Consider the following 13,447-nt stretch of genomic DNA (forward strand, 5'->3'; position numbering starts at 1 on the left):
CCAAGTCGGTTGATTAGGTTAAATTAAATTAACATTCCTTCTCAGATTATTTTTTGTGCTTTAAGATTCCAGCCGCTAAATTTAATATCTCTACGGGATATGTGCTTCGGCACTTTGGCGGCATCTTTTGGTTTGGAGTAGTGTATTTTTCGGGCAATTTCCAGTTGCTTGTTTAATCTGTCAAGAGATATTTCTTTACGTTTACCGCTTTAGAGGCTACTAGAAATTATGAAAATTTCCTGGAGAGTTATCCTTCTCTGGACATTGCCAGCTCTGGTCATCGGCTTTTTTCTATGGCAAGGTGCTTTCTCATCTTCTCCGATGGAGATGGGGAAAAATACGGCAAGCACCCGCATGACCTACGGACGGTTCTTAGAATATCTCAATGCCGGTCGGGTGACAGAGGTTGACCTGTATGATAGTGGACGCACGGCTATTGTAGAAGCGGTCGATCCTGAATTGGATAATCGGGTTCAGCGCTTGCGAGTTGACCTACCTGGCAATGCATCAGAGTTGATTTCCAGGTTCAGAAAAGATGGGATTAACATCGATTTCCATCCTCCGCGTAATGATGGAGCCATCTGGGGGCTGTTGGGCAACCTGATTTTCCCAATTTTGTTGATTGGTGGGCTTTTCTTCCTGTTCCGTCGGTCTAGCAATGTGCCGGGGGGCCCTGGGCAGGCGATGAATTTTGGTAAATCCAAAGCTCGGTTCATGATGGAAGCCAAAACTGGCGTCATGTTCGACGATGTGGCTGGGATTGAAGAAGCGAAAGAAGAATTGCAGGAAGTTGTCACATTTCTGAAAAAGCCTGAGCGATTTACAGCGGTGGGAGCCAAGATTCCTAAGGGTGTTTTGTTGGTCGGCCCTCCGGGTACAGGTAAAACCTTGCTGGCAAAGGCGATCGCTGGTGAGTCGGGTGTTCCTTTCTTCAGCATTTCTGGATCTGAGTTTGTCGAAATGTTCGTTGGGGTCGGTGCTTCCCGCGTCCGCGACTTGTTCAAAAAAGCGAAAGAAAATGCCCCCTGTATCGTGTTTATCGATGAAATTGACGCGGTCGGCCGGCAACGGGGCGCTGGCATCGGCGGTGGCAATGATGAGCGGGAGCAAACCCTCAACCAGCTGTTGACCGAAATGGATGGATTTGAAGGGAACACCGGCATCATTATCATTGCGGCAACGAACCGCTCAGATGTGCTGGATTCGGCGTTACTGCGTCCCGGTCGTTTCGATCGCCAGATTATGGTCGATCCGCCCGATATCAAAGGTCGCCTGGAAGTGCTCAGAGTTCATTCACGTAACAAGAAACTGGCGTCTGAAGTGTCTTTAGATGCGATCGCCCGTCGTACTCCCGGTTTTACTGGCGCAGATTTGGCAAACTTGCTCAACGAAGCTGCCATTCTCACGGCACGTCGGCGCAAGGATGCGATTACCATGCTGGAGATCGATGATGCCGTCGATCGCGTGGTTGCAGGTATGGAAGGAACGCCTTTAGTAGACAGCAAGAGCAAGCGCCTGATTGCGTATCACGAAGTTGGTCACGCGTTAGTGGGCACCGTTGTCAAAGACCATGACCCGGTTCAGAAAGTGACGTTGATCCCGCGTGGTCAGGCACAAGGGTTAACCTGGTTTATGCCTAACGAAGACCAAGGGTTGATCTCTCGTGCTCAAATTATGGCTCGAATTACAGGTGCCCTGGGCGGACGTGCCGCAGAGCATGTCATTTTTGGAGATGCCGAAGTCACAACGGGTGCAGGTAATGACTTACAACAGGTCACCACAATGGCGCGCCAGATGGTAACGCGATTTGGTATGTCAGATCTGGGACCTTTGTCGCTAGAAGGTCAGCAAGGCGAAGTCTTTTTGGGTCGTGACTGGATGATGCGGTCAGAATATTCTGAAGAGATTGCCTCCCGGATCGATGCTCAGGTGCGTTCGATTGTCGAGCATTGCTATGAAGATGCCTGCCGCTTGATGCGCGAAAACCGTGCCGTGATCGATCGCCTGGTCGATTTGCTCATTGAGAAAGAGACGATTGATGGTGAAGAATTCCGCCAAATTGTGGCTGAATACACCAACGTTCCGGAAAAAGAGCGGTTTATCCCACAGCTCTAAGAGTGCGATAAGGCTGCCATCGCGGCTAAAAATCAAAAAAATTGCAACGGGGTCGGTCAGCCCCGTTTTTTAATTGCTAGGCTAGATCTGTAGGATTTTCATCCTTGGCAAGTAGCAACGCTCTCACGCAACATCCAGCTGCATCAGGACTACGGATGTGTTAAGACTGTTGTCAAGAGTCTTTTGATTTCGAGCTACTGCCCAACAAATTGGATAGGCTAGTTTTTTAGATTTGTGTCGCTGCTATCTCTGTATATACGCCAAAAAGGATATTGAGCCATGGGATTGTTTGACCGTGTCAGCCGAGTTGTTCGGTCTAATCTGAATGCTGCTGTGAGCGCTGCTGAAGATCCTGAAAAGATCTTAGACCAAGCATTGATCGACATGCAGGAGGATCTAATCCAGATGCGTCAGGCAGTTGCCAGTGCGATCGCCAGTCAAAAACGCATCCAGCAGCAATATAACCAGGCACAAACAGAAGCAGGAAACTGGGATCAGCGGGCGCGACTCGCTTTACAAAAAGGAGACGAGACGCTGGCGCGGGAAGCGCTCAACCGCAAAAAGGTGCAAGCCGAGACGGCGGCTGCACTCAAAGCCCAAATGGATCAGCAGACTTCTACGGTTGATACCCTCAAGCGCAATCTGATCGCCCTGGAAGGCAAGATTTCTGAGGCAAAAACCAAGAAAGATATGCTCAAGGCAAGAGCCAGTGCTGCTAAGGCCAATGAACAATTGCAAAGCACGATGGGGCGCTTGGGTACCAGTAGCGCCATGGCAGCCTTTGAGCGCATGGAAGAAAAAGTGTTGCAAATCGAAGCGCGATCGCAAGCAGCGGCTGAATTGGCGGGAGCCGATTTAGAAAGCCAATTTGCTGCCTTAGAATCTGGATCAGATGTCGATGCCGAGTTGGAAGCGATGAAAGCTCAACTGTTGGGTGGTTCTGCCCCGGCAAATCAAGCATTGCCCTCATCTCAACCGACGACTACTGCCCCTGCTGATGCCAGTGTCGATGCTGAGTTAGAAGCCTTAAAGACCCAACTCGATCAGCTTTAGAGCTTTGTCAACTCTCAGAGGTGGAGTGACGCCGAGATGTTAGACTTCTGAGGTTTTGAAAACCTTGGAAGTCTCAGGGAATGCAATTAGAGACCAGTTTTAGGATCCTGAGAAAACTAACGTAAATAACATTTGTGGGAGAGCGCGGCCCTGCCGCGCTCTCCCACAAATGTTTTGGTTTTTAATTATACTTGCATCATCCCCATTACGTCGTGACTATGTCTCAAACACCATACCCAGTGGCGATCGCAGCGATCGAAGCTCCCTTACGGACGACACCTTCCAATTACCCAGAGCCTTTTGCATCTCAGATGAAAGGGAGAGAGAAACGCCCTCTTGGGAATTTGTTTGGGCTGACCAACTTCGGCGTCAACCTCACACGCTTAGCGCCCAATGCTATTTCTGCACTGCGTCATGCTCATTCTCGACAAGACGAATTTATCTACATCTTGCAAGGGCAACCAATCCTCCAAACAGATGCAGGTCGGATGCAATTATCGCCAGGTATGTGTGCAGGTTTCAAAGCGGGTACTGGCAATGCGCACCATTTGATCAACGAGACAGCAGAAGACGTGTTGTATCTCGAAATGGGCGATCGCACTCCGGGTGATGAAGGTACGTATCCAGATGATGATCTACAAGCCTTGCTGGTAGAAGGTGGGTGGCAGTTTGCTCATAAGGATGGTACGCCATATTAGGAGTCTTGTAGAAATAACGCTGAGTTAGGGTGTGGTTTAAAACTCGCTAAGAGGGTTGTTTTTCGTACGCGAAGCGCACGAAAAAACAACTTTTAAAACAGACACCAGGACAGGTGATGTATTAAACAGCCGTGTGGAGTACTACTGTTCAATACATCATGCTGTCGCTGAGTGCATGGCGCTACAAATTCTCCTAGAGGAAGATGTAAGGGCTTGATTTTGCCCCTAGGATTCTACTTATTGCGAAATTCTGGAATGAATTGGCATGGGAAGACTTCAGTGTCCCATGCCAATTCATTCCTGATGCCAGCAACACTTTTAACTGAGAGAACTCTGGGAGAACCTGACCATTTTGGGAGTCGTCAAGTAGATGGAAGAGTTTGCATCTGCTGATGCGATGGATGCGATCGCCGCTAACGTGCCTGAGGAAACCGCCTTGTTACATGGGATAACCATCATTGCATCGGTTCAACCCAAAATGCGATCGCTGGCTACAAGCTTGAATGCGTCGAAAGATGAAATTCGCACCAGCTTGAAAGCGTCCACGTTGGATGGAGTCTTTGCCACCTTATTTTCTAATGTCACTGGTGGCGTGTTGCTGACGAACTTTTTGTTAGAACTGGGTGCAGGAGCGACCGAGATCGGCATACTTGCCTCCATTCCCATGCTGGCAAATCTGATGCAGCCCATTGGTGCTTATTTTTCTGAGCAAACAACCAGCCGTCACGACTATTGCCGCTGGGTTTACAGCAGTGCTCGATTGCTGTGGCTAGGGCTGGCGATCGCTATCTTTTGGATTGGCAAACATCATGCAGCACCTGATATTTTGATTGCGATCGCTCTGGGTGTTACTCTGCTCAGCTACTTTTTAGGAGCACTGGGTAGTGCCGCATGGCTCAGTTGGATGGCAGCACTTGTGCCCCGACCTTTGCGAGGTCGCTACTTTGGCTTACGCAACAGCGCTGCTAACTTAACCAACTTGATCTCAATTCCGTTACTTGGACTGCTAATTTCTCGCTGGTGGGGTGGTTCAATTCAAGGCTATGGTGTTGTACTGATTGGGGCGATCGCCGCTGGATTGGTCAGCATTCATTTTCAAAATTTCATGGTAGATATTAATCCCCAACAGAAGCAAATCTCTGGCAGCCCCACCCTTGAACCTGATATGTCGGTCAGCTCCGCCAGTAGTCAATCCTTGTTTCAACCCATTTCATTCATTAGCTTCTGGCAAGATTCCAACTTCCTCAAATTCCTGATTTATTTCAATCTGTGGACGTTTTCAGTTAACCTCAGTGCACCTTTTTTCAATGTCTATATGCTCAATGACTTGGCATTAGATATTAGCCAGGTGACGCTTTATAATAGCTTGTCGGCTGGGGCAAACTTGCTGCTATTGATGGTTTGGGGAAAGTTAGCTGATCGGATTGGCAATCGTCCTATTTTGATGGGTGTGGGGATTATATTTGCTGTCTTCCCGTTGCTGTGGCTGTTGACGGGCACCCACTCATTGTCTATTTGGCTGTGGCTACCTTTGCTGCATCTCATTGCCGGAGGCACAGCCGCAGCGATCGACCTGTGTTCAAACAACTTACAGATGGGCATTGCACCTACCCATAACCAATCTACTTATTTTGGTGTAGCCGCTGCCTTTGCGGGCATGAGCGGCGCACTGGGAACCACAGCAGGAGGGTTTTTAGCGCAGTTTGGCTATGGTGGTTTATTGGGGCTGTTTGCGTTTTCCAGCATCCTGCGACTTGCCGCGTTGTTACCCCTCGTGTTTGTGCATGAGCGTCCCTTAGCCCCAAAATGATTTGGCTTGCAAGTATTTCCCCCATTACTGCTTTGGGTGCTCTCGTCAGTGTTATTGAAGCGCTATGCGGTTGATTCAGTGCAGGATTGTGGGGCGCTCCGCGCCCCACAACCCTATTGCTGGACTGCACAAACTTGCACACGGCTATATTAAAACCCTTATCAAGAGGGTGTTGTCCCCTTTACCCTCCGTTGCTGTTCCAACTCCCATTGCCGCTGTTTTTCGGCTTGTCGCGCCTGCTTTTCGGGGGTGAGCGAAGCGATGCAATGGGGACAGCAAATCCCTTCCTGATAATCGGGCGATCGCTTTTCTGCATCTGTAATCGGGTGTCCACAACTGCGACACATATCATGGGTGCCCAATTCTAAGCCATGCTGGACGGCAATTCGTTCATCAAATACAAAGCATTCGCCTTGCCAGAGGCTGGATTCGGGAGGAACATCTTCTAAATATTTAAGAATCCCTCCTTGCAGGTGGTAAACCTCCTGAAAACCTTGCCGTAGCATAAATGCAGACGCTTTTTCGCAGCGAATCCCACCCGTGCAAAACATCGCTACTTTTTTGTGTTGGGTCGGGTCAAGGTGGGTTTGGACAAATTCGGGAAACTCTCGAAAAGCATGGGTTTGAGGATTTGTTGCCCGCTGGAAGGTACCGATACTGACTTCATAGTCGTTGCGTGTATCGATGACAACGACATCTGGATCTGAAATCAACCTATTCCAGTCTTTGGGAGCCACATAGGTGCCGACTTGCTCTGTCGGACTCACCTCTGGAATACCCAGGGTCACAATTTCGCGTTTGAGCTTGACCTTCATCCGTTCAAACGGAGCCGTTGTCGCGATCGATTCTTTGTGCTCCAGATCTGCCAGACGCGGGTCAGATTTCAGCGCAACCAGAACCGCATCAATGTTCTGTCGAGATCCGGCGATCGTGCCATTAATCCCTTCGTCTGCCAGCAAGATCGTGCCTTTTATCTGGTGTTCCTGGCAAAGCGCTAAGAGTGGCGATCGCTTTTCGGCAAAATCGGGCAGTTTGACAAATTTATAGAAGGTAGCAACAACGAAGGACATAGAGATCAAACAGGCTGGAGTTTCTAGATGTAAGTTGGATTTATCGCGCGTCGCGCCTGGAGAGATGACAGTTGTTGAGTCAGGTTAATCACTCTGTGATTCTTACGTGGATAATTGGGTGAATTCCAGTTGAATGCCATCCAAATCTAAAACGAAGGCAAGGCGAGCAACAATTTTGCCTGTCCGAGGCGGCATTAAGGGTTTCGCCCCAAGCTGAAGGGCACGTTCAAAACTTTGATCGACAGACGGAACGGTGAAGGCAAGGTGTCTCAAACCAGTTTGGGTAAAGCCAAAACTAGAAAAAAGTTCTGAACTATCTTGTTGTTCGACGTTCGCTTTTTCTACAATTTCTAACCGGGCACCTCCAGAACCCAGCAGTAATACTGCCGTTAGCCCATCGTCTGGTCTACTCCACTCACCGACCTTCTCCAGCGCAAAAAGGCTTTGATAAAAAGCAACAGAACGCTTCAGATCTGAAACACATATTGCACAGTGAGAGAGCGTTGCCGTTGGAAGGTCTGACAAATTTTGCTGCATGGTAGTGCCAACCGATGAGGAGCCATATCACCTGATATTCAACCACAGCTAGCGGTTGAACATGCTTAATTGTAGCAAGGTATTGTGAGAGAGCCACGCGGAGCGTGGCTCTCTCACAACATCCGCAATCTATCCAGGCGCGACGTGCTATCAGCAATGCCCTATCCCTTATTCTGTCGGGTCTTCATCTTTCCCGGCTCGTTTGCGATAGCGTTTAGCTTTGTCTTGGAGAACTTGAAAGAAGTCGGATTCGGTAATTTCAGCAACTTGTTTGGCACGCTTGGCTTCGTCGATTTCAATCCGCAGTTCCAGTAATTGTTCTTTGAGTTTGGCTTCGCGTTGTCGAGCTTCTTCCATTTGTTGCTCATGGAAACGCGCACTTTCGATGGCAGGTGCAGATTGTAGGGCGATCGCCGTCAGCAATTTCAGTTCGGCAGCGGTATAGTTCACCATCTCGCCATTGCCGATACAGAGCACCCCAATGACACGTTCTTGGGCTTTGAGGGGGGCGCATAGCATCGAGCAGGTGTCAGGATTGATCGCCCGATAACGGACATCGGTGACGACATCATTGACAATTTCGGCTTTACCCGTAGAAGCGATCCAGCCTTCGATGCCTTCGCCCAACTTCAAGATGGGTTTGTCGGCAGGTTGCCAGCCTGACGTCAACAAGATTTCCAACTGATTGCTCTGGGCATTCAACAGCATCAACGTCGCACTAGTCGCTCGAATCAAACGTTGAGCTTCTTCTATAGCAACCTTGGCAACAGCTGCTAAATTACGGCAAGCCGTTAATTTATCGGCAATGTTGTAAAGCAAGTTGATTTCTCGGTATTTATCCAAGACTTCACTGGCTAAGAGTTTTTGTTCCAGTTCTTTGGCAGCTAATTGAGATAGTAACTGAGCCACAGGCAATGCGGCATCGTGCCCGGTGACCCAACCAATTACTTCTTCTGCAACGGTAATGGGATGTTTGTGTTCAAACGGTAATGCATCATTGCCAATGACAAATGTCTCGGCAGCATCATAGATGCCAACCAATGCCCCTGTGCTATTGACAATGCTGTTAAGGAGAGGAGCCAGCTCTTTTGTCAGTAGTCGCTTGAGTTTGATCTGAGCCATATCAAGCTGATAATCCCAACACTTTTTGTGACTTTTCTAGAATTTCGTCTGGGTCAAAGGGCTTGGTCATGTAGACATCTGCCCCAACCTCTTGCCCTTTTTGTTTATCTAGCTCCTGACCTTTAGCCGTGAGCATGACGATGTAGATATCTTTAAAGCCCAACTCATTTTTCACGGTGCTGCACACTTCGTAGCCATTCATTTTGGGCATCATGACATCTAAAAACACCAGTTGAGGATGCTCAGCTTGAATCATGTCCAGAGCTTCTTGCCCGTTGCTGGCGGTGAGCAATTCAACGCCTTCATCTTCCAGATCTTCCAGGGTTTGCTCGATCAATCGGCGGATATGCGGTTCATCATCAACAATCAGAATTTTTTGAGTCATAATTCGTCACGTTTTTATTAAAGAATTGAGAGTTGAAAGCGGTTGATCTGGCAGAACCTTGAGCGGGGAAGTATTACTTCCATGCTAACCCTATCGCTAGGAAACAGGGTCATCGCTAGGTTGCGCGGGCTGATCGGTCAGCAAGAAAAAGCTGATATTTTCTAAGCCCTGTTTCAGGCGGAGGGTTTTTGCCAGGTCATGTTGAGCTGCATAGGTCGCATTGGCAATCACCATATCAGGTTTTACCGATTCAGTCTTGTCGATACAGTCTTGCAGGTTGAAAGCTTCAAGTACGTCATACCCTTTGGTTCGCAACAACTCTGCCAGGGTGTGAACTGCCGAGGTGTTTTCGTCCACAATCAGGACGGTTTTTTTAGTAGTATTTTGCGAGATCAGTTGTCCGACGGCTTGCAGTAGCACGTCTGTGTCAATCGGCTTGGTGAAATAGCGATCGACCCCCAGGCGGAATCCCCGTTCTTTATCCTCTGCAATAGAGACGATGACGATGGGAATATTCATCGTTTGTGGATCATTGCGTAGCACGGCAGTGACATCAAACCCATTCAGTTCAGGCATGACGACATCCAAAATAATCAAGTCTGGCAATGCTTGTTTGACCTGGGCGATCGCCTCTGCCCCATCTTTAGCTTCGCGCACAACATAACCTTGCGCCTCTAACTCTTGCCGCAATAGTTCCCGGATATGAGGATCATCATCGACCACCAAGACAGTTTTAGGCTGGTCGGTCTGCAAGGGGGTAGCTAAGGCAACTTGTTCTTTGAGCTGGCGAATCAGTGTATCCAGATTCATTCCTTCAGACGGAGAGGTTTGGGGCAGGTTGATCGGCAAGCTAAAGGAAAAGGTACTGCCTTTGCCCAGTTCACTTTCAACCCAAATTTCACCGCTATGATGCTCCACAATCTGTTTGCAAATGGGCAATCCTAATCCCGTACCCTGAGGTTTGTCGGTCAACGTATCACCAACCTGTTTGAATTTTTCAAATACTTTAGGTTGATCGACTTCGGCAATGCCAATGCCATTATCAACAATGCTAACAATCAGGGTTTGATCACGCTGTTTTGCCCGACAGATAATTGCTCCTTCATTGGTAAATTTGACGGCATTGGATAGCAGGTTAATCACGACTTGCAACAGACGATCGCGATCGCCCTCAACCATGGGTAGATTGGCATCTATATCGCGGTGCAATCCCAGTTGTTTGTGTTCAAATAGAGCAGAAGTTGCGGCGATCGCCCGTTCAATCAACTCGTCAATTGCCAGCGGTTGCATATTCCAATCAACGCGCCCTGCCTCCATCTTGGCAATATCCAGAACCTCATTAATTAAGTTCGTCAGACGTTCCCCTTCGGAGACGATGATATCGATATTGTCGCCGACCTGTTGAATGGCTCGATTCACCTTTTTGTCATCTGTTTGGACAATCGGCAGAATGTTTTCCTGAAGCTTTTTCTTAATAATCTTGGCAAAGCCTAATACAGACGTAAGGGGTGTTCGGAGTTCGTGCGATACCGTAGAAATAAAGTCGGTTTTCATCCGATCAACTTCTTTCTCGGTAGTGATATCTTGCAAAAGAATCACCGTGCCGATGTGAATTGGAGTCTGGTCATGGGGGTCGGTTGCGGCTGCCTGCGTTTCGTCCGATTCATCTGCTACAGGTTCATCCGCATAATCTTTCAAAATGGCAGTAGCAGAAGCTTTACCGACGCGCCCTTCAGACAATGCCACTTCAGTCATAACAACCTGTTGGTGAGCTTGAGGGGCAGATTGAATCAGAGCCAGCAAATTGGCGCTAAAGAGGTCGTCAGGTGCTTTCGTTTTGATATCCGTCGCTCTGAGACCCAACATCTTGAGTAATGCCGGGTTAAAGCGGGTGATTTTGCCCTCCGCATTCGTCACCAATAGCCCATCTGCCATGTTATCGATGATAGAAGCCAGATATGCCAGGGTATCTTGTAAGTCTTGAGTGGCTTCACTCACCCGCAATTCCAACGTGCGGCTATAGTCCGACAATTGTTGGTTTGATTGTTTTAGCTGAGTGGTCATCTGATTAAATGCCCGAGCCAGCAAGCCAATTTCATCTTCCGTTAGCACGGGAGCTCGTAACGACAAATCTCCTCCGGCTACCTGAATGGCAGTATCGGTAATTGCCAGAATCGGTTGGGTAATTCGCCGCGACAGCAAATAGACGGCAACCAGCAACAATCCCGCAGAACTCAGCCCAATCAACAAGATTTCCCGTGCCAATTCACGAGCAGGACGAAAAGCTTCTTTCTGTTTAATTTCGGCGATCAGTGCCAGGTTACCTTTGGTTAACCAGTTATAGACCCCAATGACACGATCTCCAGCATAGTTGCGAAAATGACCCTGGATATCTTTTTTAGCGATCGCCGAATCAATGCCTGTGCTATGAATTCCGGTTTCTGGTTGGGCGTTTTCAGAGCTATCATCGTCCTCATTACTGTCCTGGCGGGACATAAACGCCGTTCTTGCGCCCGATTTGCCCACCAGATAAGTTTCTGCCGTTTCCCCTAAGCCTGTATTTTCACGAATCAATCGATCAATATCCTGCAAGTCCAAATCCACTGTAAGCGCTGCCATCCGCACCCCTTTAGGATCAATGATGGGAGTCGCAAAGGTAATGGCAGAGCGACCTGTAGCCGATGAACTATAAAAATTAGGAACGAGAGAACTCGCACCTTCGCGAGTGAAATAGGTGGTTGGCTCACCCAACGGCTTGTATTTACCTAACAGTGATTCATCTGCTGATGAAAAGATGACAAACCCACCATTGGTGGTAATGATGATTGTTTTTAGCGTGGGTTTCACGGCTGTTAAATCAGCAAAATACTTCGACAACCGTTGATAGGCAGCAATATGATTGGCATCTTTCTCATCGGTTGTCAGTAAGATGGCGATTTCTGCTTGTACCTCTGGCAATTGGCTAATGGTCAACACATCTTCGCGCTGAACATCCAACCATTCATTTAGCTGAAATTCCTTCAAAGACGTGGCAACCGTTAACCGATCAATCACCGATTGCTCCAGAGAATCTTTGGCACGATTGTAAGCGGCGATCGACACAATCCCCACCATGACAACCGATAACAGAGAGAAATAACTGACGAGTTGAGCCAGCAGGCTACTTTTCCAGAATTTCATGTCCACTCCGCAAAGGTTTTTTTGATTTGGGCGATCGCTTCATCGGCTGCTTGTCGGGGCGAGGTGCCATTTTCAATCACGCTCAAAATAGCTTTTGCCCAGACATTGTCTTTCAAGACCTGGCTATAGGCAGGCGCATACACTTGATAGGACGGGCGAGTAGGCTGCTCGTATTGCTTGAGCGCCACAGACCTGTGGGGATCATTGGGGTCATTCCAAAACTGATCCTTCAGCAATTCTGGCATCACTGGAAAGAAGCGCCCTTTGGTTGCCAATTGCAAAAACTGACTGACCCGCTCGGGTTTAGAAAAATAGGTGAGAAAACTCAAGGCTTCTTTTCGGTGTTCTGAATCTTCCAGCAACGCAACTTGCTTGATACTCAGAATCGAGCGTAACACTTGTCCATCAGGCTTTTTCGGCCATAGCGTGGTACGGATTTTATTGAAATACAGATCTTTGGAAAGCTGATTGTAAGAATTGTCTGGCTGTTTTTGGGTCAAAGGAATGGATAAGGTGCTGTTTGCCGTCATTACCGAGCGGCTTTCGAGGAAACTAACGTTATTACCCGAATCTGTCCATTCCAGAGCTTTGGGGGGTACATATTCATCTTTGTAAAAGTTGGCAAACTCCTGAATGATATTGGCGATCGCCTCTTTGACACCGGGTTTGTCGAGTTGTAACTGCCCATTCGTATCGACCACCTGGATGTTATGCGCTTCTAAAAAGTGCTCAAATACCCAGAGTGTATCCACGCCCAAATCCGATAAACTCAAGCCCAACCCATACACAGAGTCAACTCCTTTTTGCCGCAAGCGGTCTTGCACCTGGTGCCAAAATGCCCAAAACTCATCCCATTGCTGCGGAATGTCATTCCTCGAAAAACCCGCTTCTTCAATCAAGTTTTCCCAAAAATGTAAATGAACGGTTTGTTTGGCAAACGGAACAGCATAGTAACTGCGCTGTTTCGTCACGTTATTAAGGTAGTTCACCGCTTCTAACGCCACCGGGCTGTATACCGTTTGGTATGACTGGATTAGCTCGGACACATCTGCCAGTTTGCCATTCCAGGCTAACCACGGAATCAGGTTCGTATCACCCTCGTAGCTAAACAAAATATCGGGCGCATGACCTTCCTCTACAGCATTTTGCGTATCGTGCAAAATATCGCGATCGGGTAGCAACACCAGGTCGGCTTCGTAGCCTGATTCCTTTCGCCAGTCTGCCACCAGACGAATGATGACCTCATTTTCTTCGGGCAAGAATCCCTGAGTCCACCAGATCTGCATCTTCGAGACAGGCTCGTCAGCATTGGACGTAACGGTTGTAGTCGGGCTAGTTGCCGTCGGGCTACGGCTGGGTGAAGTGGAGCTATTGGAACACGTAACCACACCAAAAGCAAAAAAGCATATCAGTAAAAATGTAAAGAAACGCTTAGGCATAGATTAAATCAACATCATTGGCGCAAGGGGTGGAGAGG

At 48.3% G+C, this 13,447-nt stretch carries 10 protein-coding genes; 4 read left to right on the forward strand and 6 right to left on the reverse strand.

The features are described 5' to 3' along the window. The first annotated feature begins 228 nt into the window (after window positions 1–228). The 4 genes from ftsH2 to ACR6Z4_RS22365 all read left to right on the forward strand — a co-directional run bounded on the left by ftsH2 (window position 229) and on the right by ACR6Z4_RS22365 (window position 5,676). The gene (ftsH2, locus tag ACR6Z4_RS22350) at window positions 229–2,115 is read left to right on the forward strand and encodes an ATP-dependent zinc metalloprotease FtsH2 (RefSeq protein ID WP_479719533.1); all 1,887 of its coding nucleotides are present in this window, start codon (window positions 229–231) and stop codon (window positions 2,113–2,115) included. A 279-nt stretch (window positions 2,116–2,394) separates the two neighbouring features. Next, the gene (locus ACR6Z4_RS22355) at window positions 2,395–3,168 is read left to right on the forward strand and encodes a PspA/IM30 family protein (RefSeq protein WP_479719534.1); all 774 of its coding nucleotides are present in this window, start codon (window positions 2,395–2,397) and stop codon (window positions 3,166–3,168) included. A gap of 218 nt (window positions 3,169–3,386) precedes the next feature. After that, window positions 3,387–3,866: a cupin domain-containing protein gene (locus tag ACR6Z4_RS22360; protein ID WP_479719535.1), complete on the forward strand. Its 480-nt coding sequence runs from the start codon at window positions 3,387–3,389 to the stop codon at window positions 3,864–3,866. A 370-nt stretch (window positions 3,867–4,236) separates the two neighbouring features. After that, window positions 4,237–5,676 carry an MFS transporter gene (locus tag ACR6Z4_RS22365; protein ID WP_479719536.1) on the forward strand — a complete coding sequence of 480 codons (1,440 nt, stop codon included), beginning with the start codon at window positions 4,237–4,239 and terminating at the stop codon, window positions 5,674–5,676. A gap of 161 nt (window positions 5,677–5,837) precedes the next feature. Here ACR6Z4_RS22365 and trhO read toward each other — a convergent pair whose 3' ends face one another. From trhO to ACR6Z4_RS22395, 6 genes are all read right to left on the reverse strand, one after another. After that, complete coding sequence (trhO, locus tag ACR6Z4_RS22370; RefSeq protein WP_479719537.1) at window positions 5,838–6,746, reverse strand: oxygen-dependent tRNA uridine(34) hydroxylase TrhO; 909 nt, start codon at window positions 6,744–6,746, stop codon at window positions 5,838–5,840. A 102-nt stretch (window positions 6,747–6,848) separates the two neighbouring features. Beyond that, the gene (locus tag ACR6Z4_RS22375; protein WP_479719538.1) at window positions 6,849–7,283 is read right to left on the reverse strand and encodes a VOC family protein; all 435 of its coding nucleotides are present in this window, start codon (window positions 7,281–7,283) and stop codon (window positions 6,849–6,851) included. Window positions 7,284–7,451: 168 nt separating this feature from the next. After that, window positions 7,452–8,405 carry a GAF domain-containing protein gene (locus tag ACR6Z4_RS22380; RefSeq protein WP_479719539.1) on the reverse strand — a complete coding sequence of 318 codons (954 nt, stop codon included), beginning with the start codon at window positions 8,403–8,405 and terminating at the stop codon, window positions 7,452–7,454. Between the two features lies 1 nt (window position 8,406). Then, a complete protein-coding gene (locus ACR6Z4_RS22385; RefSeq protein WP_479719540.1) occupies window positions 8,407–8,790 on the reverse strand; it encodes a response regulator transcription factor in 384 nt (127 codons plus the stop codon). A gap of 96 nt (window positions 8,791–8,886) precedes the next feature. Then, window positions 8,887–11,970, reverse strand: coding sequence for a response regulator (locus ACR6Z4_RS22390; protein WP_479719541.1), 3,084 nt, complete (start codon window positions 11,968–11,970; stop codon window positions 8,887–8,889). Beyond that, complete coding sequence (locus ACR6Z4_RS22395; protein WP_479719542.1) at window positions 11,967–13,409, reverse strand: ABC transporter substrate-binding protein; 1,443 nt, start codon at window positions 13,407–13,409, stop codon at window positions 11,967–11,969. Before ACR6Z4_RS22395 ends, ACR6Z4_RS22390 begins: the two co-directional genes overlap by 4 nt. Window positions 13,410–13,447 lie beyond the last annotated feature (38 nt).

The sequence above is a fragment of the Calyptranema fuscum S582 genome (assembly GCF_055793305.1).

What these genes read in the sequence shown, in the direction of transcription:
- ACR6Z4_RS22395 (WP_479719542.1), bottom strand. Translation starts at nt 13,409, where the DNA reads ATGCCTAAGCGTTTCTTTACATTTTTACTGATATGCTTTTTTGCTTTT.
- ACR6Z4_RS22390 (WP_479719541.1), bottom strand. Translation starts at nt 11,970, where the DNA reads ATGAAATTCTGGAAAAGTAGCCTGCTGGCTCAACTCGTCAGTTATTTC.
- ACR6Z4_RS22375 (WP_479719538.1), bottom strand. Translation starts at nt 7,283, where the DNA reads ATGCAGCAAAATTTGTCAGACCTTCCAACGGCAACGCTCTCTCACTGT.
- ACR6Z4_RS22365 (WP_479719536.1), top strand. Translation starts at nt 4,237, where the DNA reads ATGGAAGAGTTTGCATCTGCTGATGCGATGGATGCGATCGCCGCTAAC.
- ACR6Z4_RS22380 (WP_479719539.1), bottom strand. Translation starts at nt 8,405, where the DNA reads ATGGCTCAGATCAAACTCAAGCGACTACTGACAAAAGAGCTGGCTCCT.
- trhO (WP_479719537.1), bottom strand. Translation starts at nt 6,746, where the DNA reads ATGTCCTTCGTTGTTGCTACCTTCTATAAATTTGTCAAACTGCCCGAT.
- ACR6Z4_RS22385 (WP_479719540.1), bottom strand. Translation starts at nt 8,790, where the DNA reads ATGACTCAAAAAATTCTGATTGTTGATGATGAACCGCATATCCGCCGA.
- ACR6Z4_RS22360 (WP_479719535.1), top strand. Translation starts at nt 3,387, where the DNA reads ATGTCTCAAACACCATACCCAGTGGCGATCGCAGCGATCGAAGCTCCC.
- ACR6Z4_RS22355 (WP_479719534.1), top strand. Translation starts at nt 2,395, where the DNA reads ATGGGATTGTTTGACCGTGTCAGCCGAGTTGTTCGGTCTAATCTGAAT.
- ftsH2 (WP_479719533.1), top strand. Translation starts at nt 229, where the DNA reads ATGAAAATTTCCTGGAGAGTTATCCTTCTCTGGACATTGCCAGCTCTG.